Source organism: Streptomyces cinnabarinus, from assembly GCF_027270315.1.
In the GTDB taxonomy this organism is placed as follows: Bacteria; Actinomycetota; Actinomycetes; order Streptomycetales; family Streptomycetaceae; genus Streptomyces; species Streptomyces cinnabarinus.
Genome location: NZ_CP114413.1, coordinates 9,446,513 through 9,463,586, shown reverse-complemented (window position 1 = coordinate 9,463,586; position 17,074 = coordinate 9,446,513). Strand labels below are relative to the sequence as shown.

The 17,074-nt window shown below is 71.0% G+C and carries 13 protein-coding genes and 5 pseudogenes; 11 read left to right on the top strand and 7 right to left on the bottom strand.

Annotation, left to right across the window (positions count from 1 at the left end; genetic code table 11):
* Positions 1-19: 19 nt before the first annotated feature.
* The 4 genes and pseudogenes from STRCI_RS42610 to STRCI_RS42595 all read left to right on the top strand — a co-directional run bounded on the left by STRCI_RS42610 (position 20) and on the right by STRCI_RS42595 (position 3,312).
* Entirely contained in the window at positions 20-448 is a 429-nt protein-coding gene (locus STRCI_RS42610) for an SRPBCC family protein (RefSeq protein ID WP_269664355.1), read from the top strand.
* A 217-nt stretch (positions 449-665) separates the two neighbouring features.
* A complete protein-coding gene (locus tag STRCI_RS42605; RefSeq protein WP_269664354.1) occupies positions 666-1,133 on the top strand; it encodes an SsgA family sporulation/cell division regulator in 468 nt (155 codons plus the stop codon).
* Between the two features lie 63 nt (positions 1,134-1,196).
* Positions 1,197-1,898 (top strand): annotated as a pseudogene (locus STRCI_RS42600) (Bax inhibitor-1/YccA family protein); the annotation flags it as partial.
* Between the two features lie 181 nt (positions 1,899-2,079).
* Positions 2,080-3,312: a cytochrome P450 family protein gene (locus STRCI_RS42595; protein ID WP_269664353.1), complete on the top strand. Its 1,233-nt coding sequence runs from the start codon at positions 2,080-2,082 to the stop codon at positions 3,310-3,312.
* An 87-nt stretch (positions 3,313-3,399) separates the two neighbouring features.
* On the opposite strand, the gene STRCI_RS42590 is transcribed toward STRCI_RS42595, so the two are convergent.
* The 4 genes and pseudogenes from STRCI_RS42590 to STRCI_RS42575 all read right to left on the bottom strand — a co-directional run bounded on the left by STRCI_RS42590 (position 3,400) and on the right by STRCI_RS42575 (position 7,159).
* Positions 3,400-3,990: a DUF308 domain-containing protein gene (locus STRCI_RS42590; protein WP_269664352.1), complete on the bottom strand. Its 591-nt coding sequence runs from the start codon at positions 3,988-3,990 to the stop codon at positions 3,400-3,402.
* Between the two features lie 43 nt (positions 3,991-4,033).
* A pseudogene (locus STRCI_RS42585) lies at positions 4,034-5,630 on the bottom strand (tannase/feruloyl esterase family alpha/beta hydrolase).
* Between the two features lie 85 nt (positions 5,631-5,715).
* Positions 5,716-6,489: a cytochrome b/b6 domain-containing protein gene (locus tag STRCI_RS42580; protein ID WP_269664351.1), complete on the bottom strand. Its 774-nt coding sequence runs from the start codon at positions 6,487-6,489 to the stop codon at positions 5,716-5,718.
* Positions 6,437-7,159: a molybdopterin-dependent oxidoreductase gene (locus tag STRCI_RS42575; RefSeq protein WP_269664350.1), complete on the bottom strand. Its 723-nt coding sequence runs from the start codon at positions 7,157-7,159 to the stop codon at positions 6,437-6,439. Before STRCI_RS42575 ends, STRCI_RS42580 begins: the two co-directional genes overlap by 53 nt.
* Positions 7,160-7,527: 368 nt before the next feature.
* Between STRCI_RS42575 and abc-f the strand changes: the two genes are divergently transcribed.
* The 3 genes from abc-f to STRCI_RS42560 all read left to right on the top strand — a co-directional run bounded on the left by abc-f (position 7,528) and on the right by STRCI_RS42560 (position 11,555).
* Positions 7,528-9,159: a ribosomal protection-like ABC-F family protein gene (gene abc-f, locus STRCI_RS42570; protein WP_269664349.1), complete on the top strand. Its 1,632-nt coding sequence runs from the start codon at positions 7,528-7,530 to the stop codon at positions 9,157-9,159.
* Between the two features lie 79 nt (positions 9,160-9,238).
* Positions 9,239-10,885 carry an ABC-F family ATP-binding cassette domain-containing protein gene (locus STRCI_RS42565; RefSeq protein ID WP_269664348.1) on the top strand — a complete coding sequence of 549 codons (1,647 nt, stop codon included), beginning with the start codon at positions 9,239-9,241 and terminating at the stop codon, positions 10,883-10,885.
* A gap of 115 nt (positions 10,886-11,000) precedes the next feature.
* On the top strand, positions 11,001-11,555 hold the full coding sequence (locus STRCI_RS42560; RefSeq protein WP_269664347.1) for a CGNR zinc finger domain-containing protein: 555 nt from the start codon (positions 11,001-11,003) through the stop codon (positions 11,553-11,555).
* Here STRCI_RS42560 and STRCI_RS43650 read toward each other — a convergent pair.
* Positions 11,545-12,276 (bottom strand): annotated as a pseudogene (locus tag STRCI_RS43650) (AraC family transcriptional regulator); the annotation flags it as partial. The gene STRCI_RS42560 and the pseudogene STRCI_RS43650 overlap by 11 nt on opposite strands.
* A gap of 303 nt (positions 12,277-12,579) precedes the next feature.
* Here STRCI_RS43650 and STRCI_RS42555 point away from each other — a divergent pair.
* From STRCI_RS42555 to STRCI_RS42540, 4 genes and pseudogenes are all read left to right on the top strand, one after another.
* Positions 12,580-12,996 carry an esterase/lipase family protein gene (locus STRCI_RS42555; RefSeq protein WP_269664346.1) on the top strand — a complete coding sequence of 139 codons (417 nt, stop codon included), beginning with the start codon at positions 12,580-12,582 and terminating at the stop codon, positions 12,994-12,996.
* Positions 12,997-13,109: 113 nt separating this feature from the next.
* Positions 13,110-13,780: pseudogene (locus tag STRCI_RS43645) on the top strand (discoidin domain-containing protein); the annotation flags it as partial.
* A 2-nt stretch (positions 13,781-13,782) separates the two neighbouring features.
* Positions 13,783-14,217: pseudogene (locus STRCI_RS42545) on the top strand (RNA-guided endonuclease InsQ/TnpB family protein); the annotation flags it as partial.
* 194 nt (positions 14,218-14,411) lie between these two features.
* Positions 14,412-14,963 carry a hypothetical protein gene (locus tag STRCI_RS42540; protein ID WP_269664345.1) on the top strand — a complete coding sequence of 184 codons (552 nt, stop codon included), beginning with the start codon at positions 14,412-14,414 and terminating at the stop codon, positions 14,961-14,963.
* A gap of 26 nt (positions 14,964-14,989) precedes the next feature.
* Here STRCI_RS42540 and STRCI_RS42535 read toward each other — a convergent pair whose 3' ends face one another.
* Positions 14,990-15,595, bottom strand: coding sequence for a GOLPH3/VPS74 family protein (locus STRCI_RS42535; RefSeq protein ID WP_269664344.1), 606 nt, complete (start codon positions 15,593-15,595; stop codon positions 14,990-14,992).
* Entirely contained in the window at positions 15,592-17,031 is a 1,440-nt protein-coding gene (locus STRCI_RS42530; RefSeq protein WP_269664343.1) for a dihydrolipoyl dehydrogenase family protein, read from the bottom strand. Before STRCI_RS42530 ends, STRCI_RS42535 begins: the two co-directional genes overlap by 4 nt.
* Positions 17,032-17,074 lie beyond the last annotated feature (43 nt).

Genomic DNA, 17,074 nt, shown 5'->3' with positions numbered 1-17,074 from the left:
TTTCGCGTGAGGAAGACCCATGACAGTCGTACGGTTCGATCTCGTCTCCCGGCTCAGCCAGAAGGACGTGCTGGCGGTGCTGACGGACTTCAGTCCCTCGCGCGCGGCGTCCTGGCCCACGATCGACGCCGAGCACTTCGAGGTGCACGAACTCGGCGACACCTGGGCCGAGGTGACCGAGGGCACCGCCGCCGCCTGGGAGCGGGCCCGCTACGAGTGGGAACCGGCCGGTGACACGGTCACCATCACCACCCTGGACTCCAAGCTCTTCGGGCCCGGCGGCGGCTGGGTGTTCCGGATGACCCCCGAGGGCGACGGCACCCGGGTCGACGTCGAGCTGACGCGGCAGCCGGCCACCCTGAAGGGCAAGATGCTCGCCGCCCTGCTCCCCCTCGCCGCCCCCGCGTCCTTGCGCAAGTCCTTCGCGGGCCCCCTCCAGGGCAAGTGACCTTCCGCCGGGCGACTGGGCACCACCAGCCCCGCCACCCGGCCCCACAGCACATTGACTTACGACGGCTCCCCGGCAGTCCGTACGGCGGATCCCGGCGGCCTCGGACACCGCGCGCGGTCCCACCCTTTGACCGTCAAGTGACCGATGTGCGGGTTCCGTTCCAGGCGAAGAGTGAGAGTCACAGAATTCGCCCTACGGAGGGGAACCCCCTGTCATGCAACGTGACCACTCACCACTGCGGGCACGCTCGTCGTCCGAGCTCGTGCCGTCGCTGCTGCTGGACGTCGATCAGATGCTCGACGAGTTCACGCGGCTTCCGATGCGGGCGAAGTTCCGTTTCGACCCGGACATGGCGTCGGTCATCACGGTCGAGTTCCTGCCCGGACGAGGGCCCGGTCTCATCTGGCACATCGGCCGTGAACTCCTGCACCGCGGGGTGTCGTCGATGAGCGGCTCGGGCGACGTGCGGATGTGGCCGACGCTGCCCGGGGTGCGGCCCTCGTCGTGGCTGCTGCTCGAGTCCGAGGAGGTGGAGGCACTGTTCGAGGTGCCCACCGAGGCGCTGGCGCAGTGGCTCGACGCCACCTACCGGATCGTCTCGGCCGAGGCGGAGATGGACGGTCTGAACTGGGACGGCTTCCTCATGGAGCTGCTCGACGGGCCGGGAGCACCGTCGGAGTGACCGCCCGGCATCCATACGCCTCCCCCGCCGCCACCGGTCTGCCGACCCCATCGACCGGCTCGACCGGCTCGACCGGCCTCGACCCCGGTGACCATGGACGACGTCGTCGTCCGCACCGCGACGACCCTCGGCGCCGTAACCCTGACCGCCGTACTGTCCTGGCTCCTGCTACCCGTCGACGAGGCGAACATCGGCCGGTCCTACGGCATCGCCCTGGGCGCCGGTCTCGCCGCTGCGGTGCTGTCCGTGATCCAGGCGTTCCGGCGGGCGCCGGCTCCGGGCCTGATCCTGGGATACGCGGCGCTCGAGGGCGTCTTCCTGGGAGTGCTGTCCAGCACGGTCTCGACCTACCTATCGCCGGGCGTGGTCGCCCAGGCGGTACTCGGCACCCTGGCGGTCTCCGCGGGGACGCTCGTCGCGTACCGGATGCGCTGGATCCGGGTCACCCGGCGGTTCACCGGCTTCGTCCTCGCGGCCGCGACCGGATTCCTGCTGCTGCTCTTCGCCGACCTGCTCTTCTCCGCGTTCGGCGCGGGCAACGGGCTCGGCTTCCACAGCGGCGGCCTCGGCATCGCCTTCGGTCTTCTCGGCATCGTGCTCGGCGCGGCCTTCCTCGCCCTGGACTTCAAGCAGGTCGAGGATGCCGTCGCCTACGGCGCCCCGCGCGAGGAGGCCTGGCTCGCGGCTTTCGGGCTCACCATGACGCTGGTGTGGATCTACTTGGAGGTGCTGCGCGTGCTGACCCTCTTCAACAGCAACAGCTGAAGCCTGGCGAAAACGCCTCAGGGGCATGCGCACCGCGCATGCCCCTGAGGCGTTTTCCGGACTCGTTTCCGTAGGGCCCGAACTCCTCACCGGGCCGCGCTCGTTGCCATGACGAACAGCCCGGGAGGCCGCCCGGCCGTCCCCGGACACCACGAGAACGCCACAACGGAAGAGAGGTCCCATGAGCCTCCACGAGCAGTGCCTGTACGAGGACGGCAGGGTGAACCTGGGTCCGGCCTTCAAGGCGGACGCCCCCGCTCAATACGCCCGGCTGCGCGAACTCGGCCCCATCCACCCGGCCCACTTCCACCTCGGTCTGCGCGGCTGGGTGGTCGTCGGTTACGACCTGGCCCGGGAGGCTCTCACACACCCGGGCCTCCTCAAGGACTCCACGCCCGCCGCCGAGGCCCTGGCCGCCGCCGGATACGTCCTCAACAAGCCGTCCGTGGGGCTGGGCGCGCAAATGCTCGAGGCCGATCCGCCCGAGCACGGCCGCCTGCGCCGACTGGCCTCGGCCGCCTTCGCCGCGCGCCGCACGGCGGAACTCGCCCCGCGCATCGAACAGATCGCACACGAACTGCTCGACGCCCTGCCGCAAATCGGCGAGACCGACCTCGTCGAGGCGTTCCACGCGCCGCTGCCCGCCACCGTGATCGCCGAACTCCTCGGCATCCCCGAGCAGTGCCACGCGGACTTCCGCCGCTGGTCGAGCCACGCCCTCCAGGTCACCTCTCCCGAGCACCGATCCGCGCTGGCCGGACTGCACGGACTGCTGGCCGACCTGATCGCGGACAAACGGCGTGCCCCCCAGCACGACCTGCTGTCCGCCCTGGTCGGCGTCCGCGACGAGCAGGACGGCCGGCTGTCCGAGGAGGAACTGGTGGGCACCGCCCTGATGCTCGTCGTCGCGGGCCACGAGAGCACGGTGAACCTGCTCGGCAATGCCACACTGGCGCTGCTGCAACGCCCCGACCAACTAGGGCTCTTGCGCGAGCGGCCGGAGCTGATGCCCTCGGCGGTGGAGGAGTTCCTGCGCAACGACACCTCCGTCGAGCGGTCCACGAGCCGTTACGCGGCCCATGACCTGGAACTGGGCGGAGTGCGCATCCCGCGGGGAGGCATCGTCGTCGTGGCGCTCGGCTCGGCCGGACACGACGCCCCGCAGGCCGACGACACCGACCCCGCCGTTCTCGACGTGACCCGGCCCGGCGCCCGCCATCTGGCCTTCGGACACGGCATCCATCACTGCCTGGGCGCCCCGCTGGCCCGGCTGGAGGCCGCCATCGCCCTGCGGACCCTGCTGTCCCGCGTCCCGGAGCTGGAACTCGCCGTGCCGGTGGACTCGTTGGAGTGGATCGGCTCCGGCATCATCCGCGGCGTGCGGTCCCTTCCGGTGCGCTACCGCCGCGTCTGACCGCCGTGGCACCGGCCCCGCACAACAGGAAGTCCCGGCCCTCGCCACGGGGCGCGGGCCGGGACGGCACCAGAAGGGGTACTGCGGTCAGACGGTACGGGTGCGCAGTTGGCGGGTCTTCCAGCCGAGCAGGGCGGCCTGGGCGATGAAGAACACCCCACCGCCCGTGGCGTAGACGGACAGCACGTCGAGCGAGGGCTCGTCGCCCGCGGCCTGGATGTTGTAGAAGACGCCGACGAGGAAGGACAGTCCGCCCGCGATCAGCATCGGCCACTGCTTGCCCAGCTCGGGGCCGCGCCGCTGGAGCCCGACGATCACCTGGGCGGCGCCGGAGACGACGGCCCAGGTGCCGAACACATGGAGCACCGGCACCACGCCGCCGGCCCCGGCGATGCCGACCGCGACGGCCGCGAGCGTGCTCAGCACGCCGTTGAACGCCGTGATCCGGCGCTCCGAGCCGTCGGGGAGGGCGCGGTGGTCGATGAGTGAGGACACCGCGTCGATCAGCGGGTAGACCACCAGCAGGGTGATCGCCACGGCGTCGACGTCCTCGTGGGCTCCGGCGAAAGCCAGGGCCCACGCCACGGCGAGGACGCCACGGCCCAGGTACAGCCTCAGCAGGGAGGAGCGGCTCTCGGCCGGCGCCGGGTCCGTCGGCGTCGTGGTCTGCGTGCTCATGATGGTTCGGCCTTTCTCAGGTCAGGGGGCGTCGACGACCCGGTCAGCGCCAGGACGGGGAGACGCAGCGGAAACTGGCGGCGGCGTCCGGGTCGCCGTAGCCCTGGTAGCGGGACACCTTGGGGTAGCTGCACAGGTTGCGGGCGACCTGCTCGCCGTCGGCGTTGACGAGGGTGGCGGGCAGCGTCTTGGGCGCCTTGCCGTGCTCGACCCAGGCGGTCAGGGCGGCGAGGCCGTCGGCCGAGCCGTCCTGGCCGTTGAGGCCGCAGTGGTTGGTGCCGGGGGCGAGGAAGAGGCGGTAGAAGTCGTCGACCTTCTTGGCGCCGCCCATCTTCCGCTCGACCTGCTCGCGGTAGTCCACGGTGCCTCGGGTCGGGATGAACTCGTCGGCCTGCCCATGCCACGTCAGGAGCTTGCCGCCGGACTTGCGGAAGGCGGACAGGTCCGGGTCGGCCGTACCGATGACCTCGTCGTACTCGGCCCGGGACTGCTGGAACAGCTGGGTGAACTGGCTGTAGGTGACCGTGGAGAGGTCGAAGGACGGGTCCTTCTTCACCCAGTACGACAGCCAGGCCGCGGGCACCGGGAAGGGAGCGCCCTTGATGACACCGTCGGTGCCGGGCGCGCTGGAGGCCAGGCCCTTCAGATCGGCGCCGACCGGGACACCGGGCCAGAGCTTCTTGCCGGTGGTGGTGCGCGGGCCGTCCCAGATCTTGCGCACCACGGCCGGCCGCCGTGATGGTCAGCTCCTCGCCGTTGCACACGACCTTGGTGCCGATCAGCCGCCGCGGGTCGAAGTCGCACCGGGAGGCGTCGTTGACGAGGCCGTCCTTGGCGCCGTCGAGCGGGTCGCAGGCCTTGACGGCGGCGTTGGTGAAGGCGTCGAGCTCACAACCGGTGGGGTAGGTCTTCTCGTTGTTCATGACGACCTGCGGCCACAGGGTGGCGACCTCGTACTCGGCCCAGCTGATGGCGGGCGCGTCGGCGAGGATGCCGTCGTAGTCGTCGGGGAAGCGCTGGGCCTCCATGTAGCCCTGGCGTCCGCCGGTGGAGCAGCCTGTGAAGTAGGAGTAGGCGGCGTTCCTGCCGTAGACCGCGCCGACGACCTGCTTGCCGACCACGGCCGCCTCGTGCTGGGAGCGGGAGGCGAAGTTCTTCAGCAGGGCGGTGTTGACCTGTCCCGCGCTGTTCAGTGCCCAGCTGGTGTCGAGGACGTCACCGACGCCGGCGTCGGTGGTGGTGGCCGCGTAGCCGTTCTTGACCGCGGTGGCCAGATCGACACCGTTGTCACCGGCCCGGTAGGCGGCGCCCCCGAGCCCCTGGAAGCGGCCGTTCCAGCCCTGCTCGGGCAGCCAGGTCCGCACCGTGGCGCGGTCGTCGGCGCCGGGGTGGGAGATGGTGATGGTCACCTCGCAGAAGGCCGGCACACCGGTGACCTCGCCACCCAGCAGGCCGGTGCCCTTGATGGTGCCGCCCGGTCGGCTGACCGCCGTCACGGACTCCACCTCGGTGCCGGCCGGGGCCTTCACCGTCACCGGGCCGCAGTTGAAGGGCTGGGCGGCGTCGGCCGACGCCGTCGGCAGGTACACAGCCGCGGTCAGCGGAACGCCGGCCGCGAGGGCAACCAGAAGTCGTCTCATGGGATTCCGTCCAAGAAGTAGGTGTGCGCCTCGACTGGGCGGCACGTGTGTACAACTCTGATCAGGCAATGGGGGCCGACAACAGTCAGTTGACGGTCCGTGTTCCCGGCTCCCGGCTCCCGGCAGGGATCGGGTACGCACGTGTTAGGTCATTCGGCGGTGAAGGTGTGCCCAGGGGGCACCGCTTGTCCGTGCTTTCGTCGCGCTCCTCGCTCAGCCAGCGGGCGTGGTACCGCCGCGCCCAGGACCGGCTTACGTAACCGGTTCGCATCCCGAGCCGCGCCTCCGGGTCCTCCATGGCCCGGCGCACGTGCTCGAGTACGGCGATAGTGATGGCCCAGGCCAGCACGTCGTGGACGAAGATCGCGCTGGTGCGGGAGAGGGCGGGCAGCAGGCCGATGAACCACATCAGCAGGCCGGTGAACATCATGACCAGCACGGCGCCGGCGATCCAGCCCGCGTAGATCTTCTGCCCCGCGTTGAACTTGCCGGCCGGGCGCGCCTCGGGCGAGGTCCTGCGCGTGCGGACGGCTCGCAGCCACGTCCGGTCGTACGGCGCGAAGCGGTTCAGTCTGCGCAGGTCCGCGCGGAACTCCGCGGAGAGGAGCCCGAGGAAGAAGGGCAGCGGCAGCAGGATGCCCGACCATTCGTGGACTGTGATCATGAGGTGCCGTCGTCCGACCAGCAGGGCGAGCGGACCGATGTACAGGCAGGCGGCGGTGATCAGGCACAGCAGCATCAGGTAGCCCGTGGCGCGGTGGACCAGGCGCTCAGCGGTGCCGAAGCGGCGCACCCGGTCGGGGGTGTCAGGCTCCGTCGCCGTTCCGGTCGGCGTCGTCGAGCCAGCCGTCGATCGCATATCCGCGCTCCTCCCAATAGCCCGGGATCACCTTGTCGGTGACCGATATGCCGGACAGCCACTTGGCCGACTTGTAGAAGTACATGGGCGCCACATACAGGCGGACGGGTCCGCCGTGCGCGTGGGTGACGGGCTTGTCCTGCATCTTCAGAGCCACCAGGACGTCCGAGCGGCGGGCCTGTTCCAGGGTGAGGCTCTCGGTGTAGGCGCCGTCGAAACAGGTGAAGCGGATCGCCGTACCCGGCGAGCGCACTCCGGCGGCGTCGAGGAGGTCCGCCAACTTCACCCCCTCGAAGGGCGTTTGGTTCACCCGCCAGCCGTCCGTGCACAGCACGTCGTGGACGACCCGGGTCTGCGGCAGCGCGCGCAGATCGCCGAGGGTGTAGGTCTTGGGTCGGTCGACCAGCCCGTCGACCCGCAGCGTGTAGTTCGTCTCGTCCTTGTGGGGCACGGAGCCGACGACGCTGTAGTACCGGAATCCGCCCGGGTTGGGCAGCAGGCCGGTGAGCCCGGTCGAGTCGACCTCGGAGGCGGCGGCGAGGAAGTTCTCCCAGCCGCGCTGGAGGTAGGGCGCGGCGGCGAGCCCCGCGGCCCCCGCACCGAGCATGCCGAGCATCGCCCGCCGCGCCACCGGTGCGCCCTCGGCCTCTGGTTTCGGCTGTCCTGCCATGGTCAGTGTGCTCCTTCACGACGGCGAGCCCACACGTGTGAACGCCATCGGCCGAGCACCGCGACGTCACCGGTTAAGCTGGTGACGATGGTGGCACACCGCCACTGCGGCCGTCAACGGGGGTCCTCACACATGTGCAGGAAGCACGCAACGCGGGCTGCTACGCTGGCCCACGACACAGACCTTCGATCGAGGAGTCGCAGACGTGGTGGGTGACGACGACATCTCCGGGTGAGAGCCGGATCTGACGGCCACCGGCCGGCGCTGAGAGCGCTGCCGAGGTGGTCCGCTTCGTCGTACCTCTTTTCCCCACGTCTGCCCAGGGCAGAGATCTGAGTCCTGCCCTCCGTACCTCCGAGGTCACTTCCATGTCCGACGCCGCCGTCGTCTGCTCGAACCTGTCCTTCACCTGGCCCGACGACACCCCGGTCTTCCAGGATCTGTCCTTCACCGTGCCCCCGGGCCGTACGGGCCTGGTCGCCCCCAACGGCTCCGGCAAGAGCACCCTGCTCAAGCTGATCGCGGGTGAACTCAAGCCCGCCACCGGCTCGGTGACGGTCACCGGGACTCTGGGCTACCTCCCGCAGAGCCTGCCCCTGACCGGCGATCTCACGGTCGCGGAGGTCATCGGCGTCGCCGAGGTGATCCGCGCCCTGGACGCCGTCGAGTCCGGAGACGTCAGCGAGGAGCACTTCACCACGATCGGCGACGACTGGGACATCGAGGAGCGCACCCGCGCCCAGCTCGACCGCCTGGGCCTCGCCGACCTCACCCTGGACCGCAGGCTCAGCACCCTCAGCGGCGGCCAGGTCGTCTCGCTCGGGCTCGCCGCCCAACTCCTCAAGCGGCCCGAGGTGTTGCTGCTGGACGAACCCACGAACAACCTCGACCTGGAGGCCCGGCACAAGGTGTACGACGTCCTGTCGGACTTCACCGGCTGCCTGCTCCTGGTCAGCCACGACCGCGCCCTGCTCGACCGCATGGAACGCATCGCCGAACTCGGCGACGAACTGCACCTGTACGGCGGCAACTTCACCGAGTACGAGGAAGCCGTCCGCGCCGAGCAGGAGGTCGCCGAGAAGAACATCCGCAACGCCGAACAGGAACTGAAGCGGGAGAAGCGGGAGATGCAGCAGGCCCGCGAACGCGCCGAGCGCCGCGCGAGCAACGCCGCCCGCAACCTGAGCAACGCCGGGCTGCCCCGCATCTTCGCCGGCAACATGAAGCGGGGCGCGCAGGAGTCCGCGGGCCGGTCCGGCCAGATGCACGCCTCCCGGGTGAGCGAGGCCAAGGCCCGCCTCGACGAGGCCGGGCGCGCCCTGCGCAACGAACAGCGCATCACCCTGGACCTGCCCGACACCCACGTGCCCGCCGGACGCAACCTCTTCTTCGGCGAGGGCATGCAGATCCGGCTCGGGGACCTGCCGGTGTTCGCGGCGGGCGGGGTGGACCTGACCGTCCGGGGGCCCGAACGCATCGCACTCACCGGACCCAACGGCGCGGGCAAGAGCACCCTGCTGCGGCTGATCACCGGCGAACTCGTCCCGGACGGCGGGGAGATCAAACGCAACGACGGCCGCGTGGCCTACCTCTCGCAGCGCCTGGACCTGCTGGACCTGGACCGCACCGTGGCGGAGAACTTCGCCGCGTTCGCCCCCGAGCGACCCGAGGCGGAGCGGATGAACCTCCTCGCCCGCTTCCTCTTCCGCGGCGCGCGGGCGCACCTGCCGGTCGGGGTGCTGTCCGGAGGTGAGCGGCTGCGCGCCACCCTGGCCTGCGTGCTGTGCGCCGAACCGGCCCCCCAGCTCCTCCTGCTCGACGAGCCGACCAACAACCTCGACCTGGTCAGCGCGGCCCAGCTGGAGAGCGCGCTCAACTCCTACCGGGGCGCCTTCATGGTCGTCAGCCACGACGAGCGGTTCCTCGCCGAGATCGGCGTCAACCGCTGGCTGCGACTGTCCGACGGGCAGCTCAAGGAGACGGGCGCCCCCGAGGTGTGAACCGCCGACGTGTGCAGTGGCCCGCGTCCGAGGCTCCGTGCCCGGCGGGCCGTACATCGATCACGTTGGACGGTTGCCCATGCCACAGCCCGCTCTGCTCGCCCACGACATCGTCCGCGACCTTGGCGGCCGACGCGTCCTCGACGGCATCTCCCTGACCGCCTCCCCCGGCCACCGCATCGGCCTGATCGGGGAGAACGGCGTCGGCAAGTCCACCCTGCTGCGGGTGCTCGCCGGTGTGGACGAGCCCGACTCCGGAAACGTCACCCGCCCCGCCGTCCTCGGCTTCCTCCACCAGGAAATGCCCTACGACGCCCACGCGACGATCGCCACGGTGCTGGACGAGGCACTGCGCGAGGCCCGCGAGGACCTCGCGGAGCTAGACCGGCTCGGAGAGGAACTCGCGCGTCTCGCCGAGGACGACCCCGCGCACCAGGAACTCCTCGACGCCTACGGCAGGCGCCTCGAACAGGCCCAGGACCGGGAGTCCTGGGCCGCCGACCGCCGGGCCGCCATCGTGCTGGACGGACTGGGCCTCGGCGCGTTCGGGCACGACCGCACGCTCGGCTCGCTCTCCGGCGGACAGCGCGGCAGACTGGCCCTGGCCGCGCTGCTCGTGCGGCGGCCTTCGGCCCTGCTGCTGGACGAGCCGACCAACCACCTCGACGACGGCGCCGCCGCCTTCCTGGAGGAACAGGTGCGCGGTCTGCCCGGGACCGTGGTGGTCGCCAGCCACGACCGCGCCTTCCTCGACGCCGTGTGCACTGACCTGATCGACCTCGACCCTGCGGTGGACGGCCCCGTCCGCTACGGCGGCAACTACGGCGCCTACCTGTCCGAGAAGCAGGCCGAGCGGGCGCGCTGGGAGCGGCGATACGCGGAGGAGCAGGAGGAGTTGGCGGAGCTGCGCCACTCGGCGGGCGTGACCGCGCACCGGGTCGCCCCGGACCGGGGCCGCACCGACAACGAGAAGATGGGTTACGGGCACCGGGCCGGACGGGTGCAGAACCAGATCTCCCGCCGGGTCCGCAACGCCGCCCGACGGCTGGACGAACTGGAGCGCACTCAGGTCGCCGAGCCGCCGCGTCCCCTGCGGTTCGCGGCCGGAGAACTGACGGCACGTGCCGAGGACGGCTCCCGGCCCTTGGTGTCCTTGGGCGAGGTACGGGTGCCCGGCCGACTCGCGCTGGCCGGCCTGAAGGTGTCGGCGACGGACCGGCTGCTGGTCACGGGCGGCAACGGCGCGGGCAAGTCGACTCTGCTGGCCGTACTCGCCGGGCGCCTGCAGACCGAGGGCGAGGTGCACCGGCGTCAGCGGCTGACGGTGGGGCTGCTCACCCAGGGCACCGTCTTCGAGCGGCCCGAGCGCACGGTCCGGGACACCTACGAGCTGTCGCTGGGCGAGCAGCGCTCCGAGAAGGTGCCGCTGGCCTCCCTCGGTCTGATGCACGAGGCCGACCTGGGCAAGTCGGTCGGCCAGCTGTCCGTCGGCCAGCGCCGCCGGCTCGCGCTGGCCCTCCTGGTGGCCCGCCCGCCCCAGTTGCTCCTGCTCGACGAACCCACCAACCATCTCTCCCCACGGCTGTGCGACGAACTGGAGTCCGCGCTGGGCCCGGCCCCCGGCGCGATCGTCGTGGCCAGCCACGACCGCTGGCTGCGCCGACGGTGGCAGGGCCGCGAGTTTCGCCTGGAGCCGGGACGCCATCACCGGGAGCCCCGCTCCTGACCTGCACCGGCAGCACGAAAGGACGTCCTGCTGCCGGGCGGGGCGTCCTCTGGTGTCCGAGGATAGTGTCCGAGGCTTCTTGCCCTCCACCCGAGTCACCTGTCAAGATGGTGATGTGAATCTTGACCATGTATTCGTGTGCGGACACCCGGCGCTCGACTTCGCGGCCACCCTGCGAGCCAGGCGCTCGACCCGGTTCGAGATGTTCGTGACGCCGGAGCGGCTGAATGCCTGGTACCTGGAGTCCGGTCTGGTGGACACGATCACCCCCGGCGACGAAATCGACCTCCGGGCGGCCACGACTCTGCGCGAGGCCATCTACCGGCTCGTCACCGACCGCCGGCTCGGCGAGGAGTTCGACGCGGCGGCGCTCGACACGGTCAACACCGCCGCGCGCAAGACCCCTGTGACGCCCCAGCTCACCAAGGCGGGACGGCACACCGAGGCCACGCCCGAACAGGCGCTCGCGACCGTCGCCCGGCAGGCCGTCGAACTCCTCAGCGGCCCGGACGTCCCCCTGATGAAGGAGTGCAGCAACCCCGAGTGCACCCGCGTCTACATCGACCGCTCCCGGGGCATGCGGCGCGAGTGGTGCGGCATGGAGTCCTGCGGCAACAAGATCAAGGCCGCCGCGTACCGGGCCCGCAAGAAGGCAGCCACAACCGCGTGAGGGTCCCCTCGCCCTCGCGGAGCCGCTTGGCCGCCAGTTCGATCCGCCACGCCGTGAGGTACTCGTACGAACTTCGCCCGACCGCCTTCTTGAACCGCTCGGCGAGCGCCGGTGCGGGACACGGAACCGCGCGCGCCGGTTCGGCGACCGTCCAAGGGCGGGCCGGGTCCCGGTGCACACAGGCCAGCGCCGCGGCGACCGCCGGGTCGGCCAGACCCGCGAGCCGGCCGGGACGGCGCGCTCCCCGCTGGTCAGGTGAGACCGCAGCACCCGGACGAGCATGACGATCGCGAGGTGCTCCGCGATCAGGTCGGCGCCCAGCCGCCGGTGCCGCAGCTCCTCGTCGATCGCGTCGAGCACCCAACCCACCGTCCCGGCCCGGCGAGAAGCGCCCACCCAGTAGGTGCACGTCCTCGCCCGCCCGGGCCATGCCCGCGTCGGCCTTCGCGAAGAGATGCCCCACCGGTACGGCCGGGACGTCCGGCTCGCTGCGGAGCGTGAAGGCACGTCCCTGGGTCAGCAGAAGCAGTCGCCCGCCGACAGCTCGACCGGCTTTGGCACGCCCTCGACCTCCAGCAGACAGCTTCCGCTCCGGACGGCGTTGAACTTCACACCGAGGCCGGCGGGAAATCAACCGCCCACCGGCCGCGCCCGCCACCAGGCCGGCCGAGAGGTGACCGCGCGTGTCGAGCAGCACGAGGACGTCCTCCAGCGGGTCCACGCCGTCTTCCTCCCCTCAGCTGCGGACGCGTATCGCGGTTTGCCCCGCGCTGCGGGCGGGACCGGCGGGGAGGAGCCCACTGGCGTGGACGAGCGCGCAAGTCTCCCGGACGTCCGGACATGGTGCCCACGGGGCACACTCTCTACGCTGGCGAGCGCGACAAGCGAGACATGTCTCTCCCGCGCGATGCCGGCGGTCACTTGTGCTCCCTCCCGCCTCCTCGTCCCCGATGCCCACTGCCCCGAACCAGCGGGCGTGCGTCCGCATGCCCAGCCGGTTCCCTTCAAGAATGTCGTCCCCCGCATGAACAGCGCACTGCCCAACGACCCCGTGATCCTGCTCGTCCACGGTGCCTGGCACGGCTCCTGGTGCTGGGAGCTGCTGGCTCCCGAACTCGCCGCGCTCGGCTGGCGGGTGGAGAGCGTCGGCCTTCCGAGCGCGTCGGCCGGCCCCGGCAGCACGGCCGGGATGTACGACGACGCCCGCGTCGTCCGCGCCAAGCCGGCCGGGCTCGACGGTCCGGTGACGGTCCTCGCGCACTCCTACGTCGGGCTGCCCGTGACCGAGGCCGGGGCAGCCCCCAACGTGTCCCGGCTGGTCTACCTCTCCGCCTCCCAACTGGACGAAGGCGATTCCCTGTCCGGCCTGAGCGGCGGCACCCTGCCCACCGGCGAGACCGGCACCCTGCCCGCCCACGAGGACGCGAGGCACCACCTGTAGGCGGACGTCCAGGACGACATCGCGCGGCAGGCGGTCGACCGGCTGGTGCTGCTGACCGTCGTGTCTTTCAGCGAGCCCCTGACCACCGCGATCAGTTGGCGGCACGCTCGGATGACACCCCGCTGAAGTTCACACCGTCCTCCGACGCCTGCACGCAGACCGTCCAGCTCGGCGCCCGCCGCGCCCGGCACGTCCACGTCCGCTGTCCGACCCGGGCCACCGGCTGGGGCAGTTCGCTGTGGATGCCGGCCGTGTACGACAGCGCCCGTCCCGGCGGAGGCCTCCAGCGTCGACGAGGACGGCCACTGCGCGGCCAACGCGACCGACAGCGACCCGCGCACACGCTGGTCCTCCACCCACACCGACGACCAGTGGATCCGCGTCGACCTCGGCTCGGTGCACTCCTTCGACCGGGTCGACCTGACCTGGGAACAGGCCTACGCGCTGACCTTCGTCGTGCAGGTCTCCAAGAACGGCGAGAAGCGGACCGACGCGGCCTGCGTGGACAACACGGCTGTCCCGCTGCCCTTCAACACCGCTGACGCCGCGCTGCGGGTGACCGACTTCGAGGCCCGGACCGCCTGCTACGTCCGTCTGTCCTGCGGTGTCCGCAACACCAGTTGGGGCAACTCCCGGTGGTCGCTGGCCGTCGTGGACAGCGCCAGACCGGGCACCGATCCCGCCCTGCGCCGGAAGGTGACGGCCTCCACCGAGGAGGACGGCCATCCGGCCGCGCACGCCACCGGGCAGCCGCGGCACTCGCTGGTCCTCCGCCTACGAGGACCAGCCAAGTCCGTGCACGACGCTGGATGGTCGGCGTTCGTGACCATGCTGCAGTACAAGGCCGCCCGGTACGGGCGGACCTTCGTGAAGATCGGCCGCTTCGAGCCCACCTCCCAGGTGTGCTCAGCGTGCGGCGTCAAGGACGGCCCCAAGCCCCTGCATGTCCGTGTGTGGACGTGCACGGGGTGCGGGGCCGTTCTGGACCGGGACGTCAACGCGGCGGTCAACCTCGCCAAGGCGGCCGGACTGGCCGTGACAGCCCGCGGAGCGCAGGTAGGACCGGGACTCGTCCCGGCACCGCGCGGCGAAACGGGAACCCACCCGACACCGCAGCCTTCAACAGCGCGGTGGGCGGGAATCGCCGTCCTCCAGGGCGGCGAGGATGCCAATCACTCCCCCGGTCACAGCGCGGGGGTGAACCTGTCGGGCCACATGTAGCCGAGCTCGGTCTCGGTCCCGGCGAAGGAGGCTGGCCTCGCGGCCCGCACATACGCCGGACAGTCCACACACATTCTTCATCTGTCGCGAAAGAGCAACTTGCCCGGAACACCTGCCAGAGTTGACACTTATCTACGAGAAGTCCACGTGGTGGGTACCGTGCGCAGCGTTACCCGTGTCGAGGGAGGAACAGTGTGACCAGCCAATCAGCCGCCACGCTCCGGTCGCGTTACCTGGACCAGGCCGCGTCGGACCTGGAGCAGAACCGTCGGCAGCAGCAGGAGTTGACGGAGAAGCTCACCAGGTTGAAGCAGGAGGAAGGACTCCTGGCGGGCATCCTGAACCTCGCCGAGCAGTACGAGGGTTTCTCGGATGCGTCGCGTCTGCCCGAGCAAGCACAGGACGAGCCCGTCGTGGCAAAGTCCAGGCGGACGCAGTCCGCAGGCGGTTCCAAGCGTTCGGCACCGGCGAAAACCTCCGGAACCACAGTGAAGAAGTCCGTTGCGAAGAAGTCACCCCAGCCTCTGCTCGGTGACGTCCTGACGGACCTGCTCTCCCAGTACCAAGAGCCGCGTGCGGCGAAGGAGCTGCGGGACGAACTCCTAAAGAAACACCCCGACCGCAACCCGACACCGCAGGTCGTGCGGAACACCCTCGAATCCCTGGTCGCCAAGGGACGCATCGAGCGCCACAAGCAGGATCGCTCGGTCATGTACACCCTGGTGGAGCCGGGCGCGACCGCCTGACGCCCGCCCTCCACCGGAGCACCGCCCTAGTAACCCCGCCAGATGTTGTCGAAGGCGGCATCCTCGACGTCCCGGCGCAGCCGCACGGCCCGCAGCTCCGTCACCGTGTCCCCGACGGCTCCCACCACTTTGGTGATCGCGTCCCCGTCGGGGTTTTCGTGGTGGTCCGGCGGTGTGTCCCCGATCCTCAGGACCGACGTCAGAGCGGCGAGGACGGGCTCGCCCGATGCCTGGCGCTCCGCGGCGCGGCGGAGCTGCGGTGTGTCGGCCGGCGCGCTGCGCGAGGTCCGCGGCCGAAGGCCGCGCCCCGTTGAGGGGGCGATGAGCCCAGCCCCTTCCAGCTCCTTCGCGTAGACGCCGGCGAGCCCGCTGCCGCGACGCCACAGCCAGTCCTCAACCGTCTCGTACGGCTCCCGCCCGACGAGCGCGGTGGCCGCCTGGTCCAGCAGCCGGTCGCCCGTCGCCGGCTCGGGGCCGGGCACCATGCGGTCGCCGTCCAGGGTCAGCGCACCCGCCTCCAGCAGGTCGATCGCCTCGGCCCCGGCCAGCGCCAGGGAGAGGTCGCCCCGCTCCACGGTCCGGTCGGGCGGCAGGCTCAGGATGACGAGCGCGAGGTCACGTGCGGTGGTCATCGGTCCCTCCTCGTCTCCAGCAGGCGCAGCCATACCTCACTGATGGTAGGAAACGCGGGCACGGCATGCCACAGACGCTCGACGGGCACTTCACCGGTGATGGCGACCGTGGCCGAGTACAGGAGTTCGGCGACCCCCGGTCCGGCGAAGGTGGCACCGACCACGGTCCGGCGGTTCCGGTCGATGACCAGGCGTGCCCGGCCCTTGTAGCCGGAGCGGTACTGATGGGCGCCCGCGAGCTGACCGATGTCGTAGTCGACGACCTCCACGGCCCGGCCCTCGCGTTCCGCGCCGGCCTCGGTCAGCCCCACGGTCGCGATCTCGGGGTCGGTGAAGACGACCCCGGGGACGGCCACGCCGTCGGCGGCCGCGCTGTGCGGGGCCCAGCGTCCGGTGTCGAGAGTCTCGCCCCGGGCGCGGGCACCGATCACGGAACCGGCGATACGGGCCTGGTACTTGCCCTGGTGGGTGTAGAGCGCCCGGCGGTTGACATCGCCCACGGCGTACAGCCAGTTCCCGGGTGCGTCGGTGACGGTCAGAGTGTCGTCGGTGGTGAGCCAGTCCCCCGGTGTCAGCCCCACCGCGTCGAGCCCGATGTCCTCCGATCGCGGGGCGCGGCCGGTGGCGAAGAGCAGCTCGTCGGCGGTGAGTTCGCCGCCGTCCGCCAGGGCGACGCGGACCTCGCCGTCAGGGAGCCGCTCGGCAGCGACGACCGACGTGTTGAAGCGTACGTCCGCACCGGCTTCCTTCAGGCGCTCGGCGACCAGTTCGCCCGCGAAGGGCTCCATGCGCGGCAGCAGCCCGCCGTCCCGGGCGAGCAGCGTCACCCGGGAGCCCAGACCCTGCCAGGCGGTGGCCATCTCGACGCCCACCACTCCGGCGCCGACGATCACGAGGCGGCCCGGTGGCCGCTGGGCGCTGGTCGCCTCGCGGCTGGTCCAGGGACGTACGGTCCCGATCCCCGGCAGATCGGGCAGGGCGGCACGGCTGCCGGTGCACACGGCGACGGCGTGCCGGGCCCGCAACCGGACTGTACGGCCGTCGGGTGTCTCCACGGACACCTCGCGCTCTCCCACCAGGCGGCCGTGTCCGCGCAGCAGGTCGATGCCGGCCGACTTGAGCCATTCGACCTGACCGTCGTCCGTCCAGTCGGCTGACATGCGGTCGCGGTGCGCGAGGACCGTCTCGGTGTCCAGAGGGCTCTTGAGAGCCGGACCGAGACCCGGAACGTGCAGTGCGTCGGCGCGCATCAGGACGGGGCGCAGCAGTGCCTTGCTGGGTTCACAGGCCCAGTACGAGCATTCACCGCCGACGAGCTCGCTCTCCACGACGACGGTGCTCAGACCGGCGGCGGTGGTGCGGTCCGCGACGTTCTCGCCGACCGGTCCCGCGCCGATCACGATGACGTCGTAGGTGGCTTCGGTCTCGGTCGTCATGTGTCCTCCGGTGGTTGGGTGCCGGTCGGATGCGGTCGGTTGG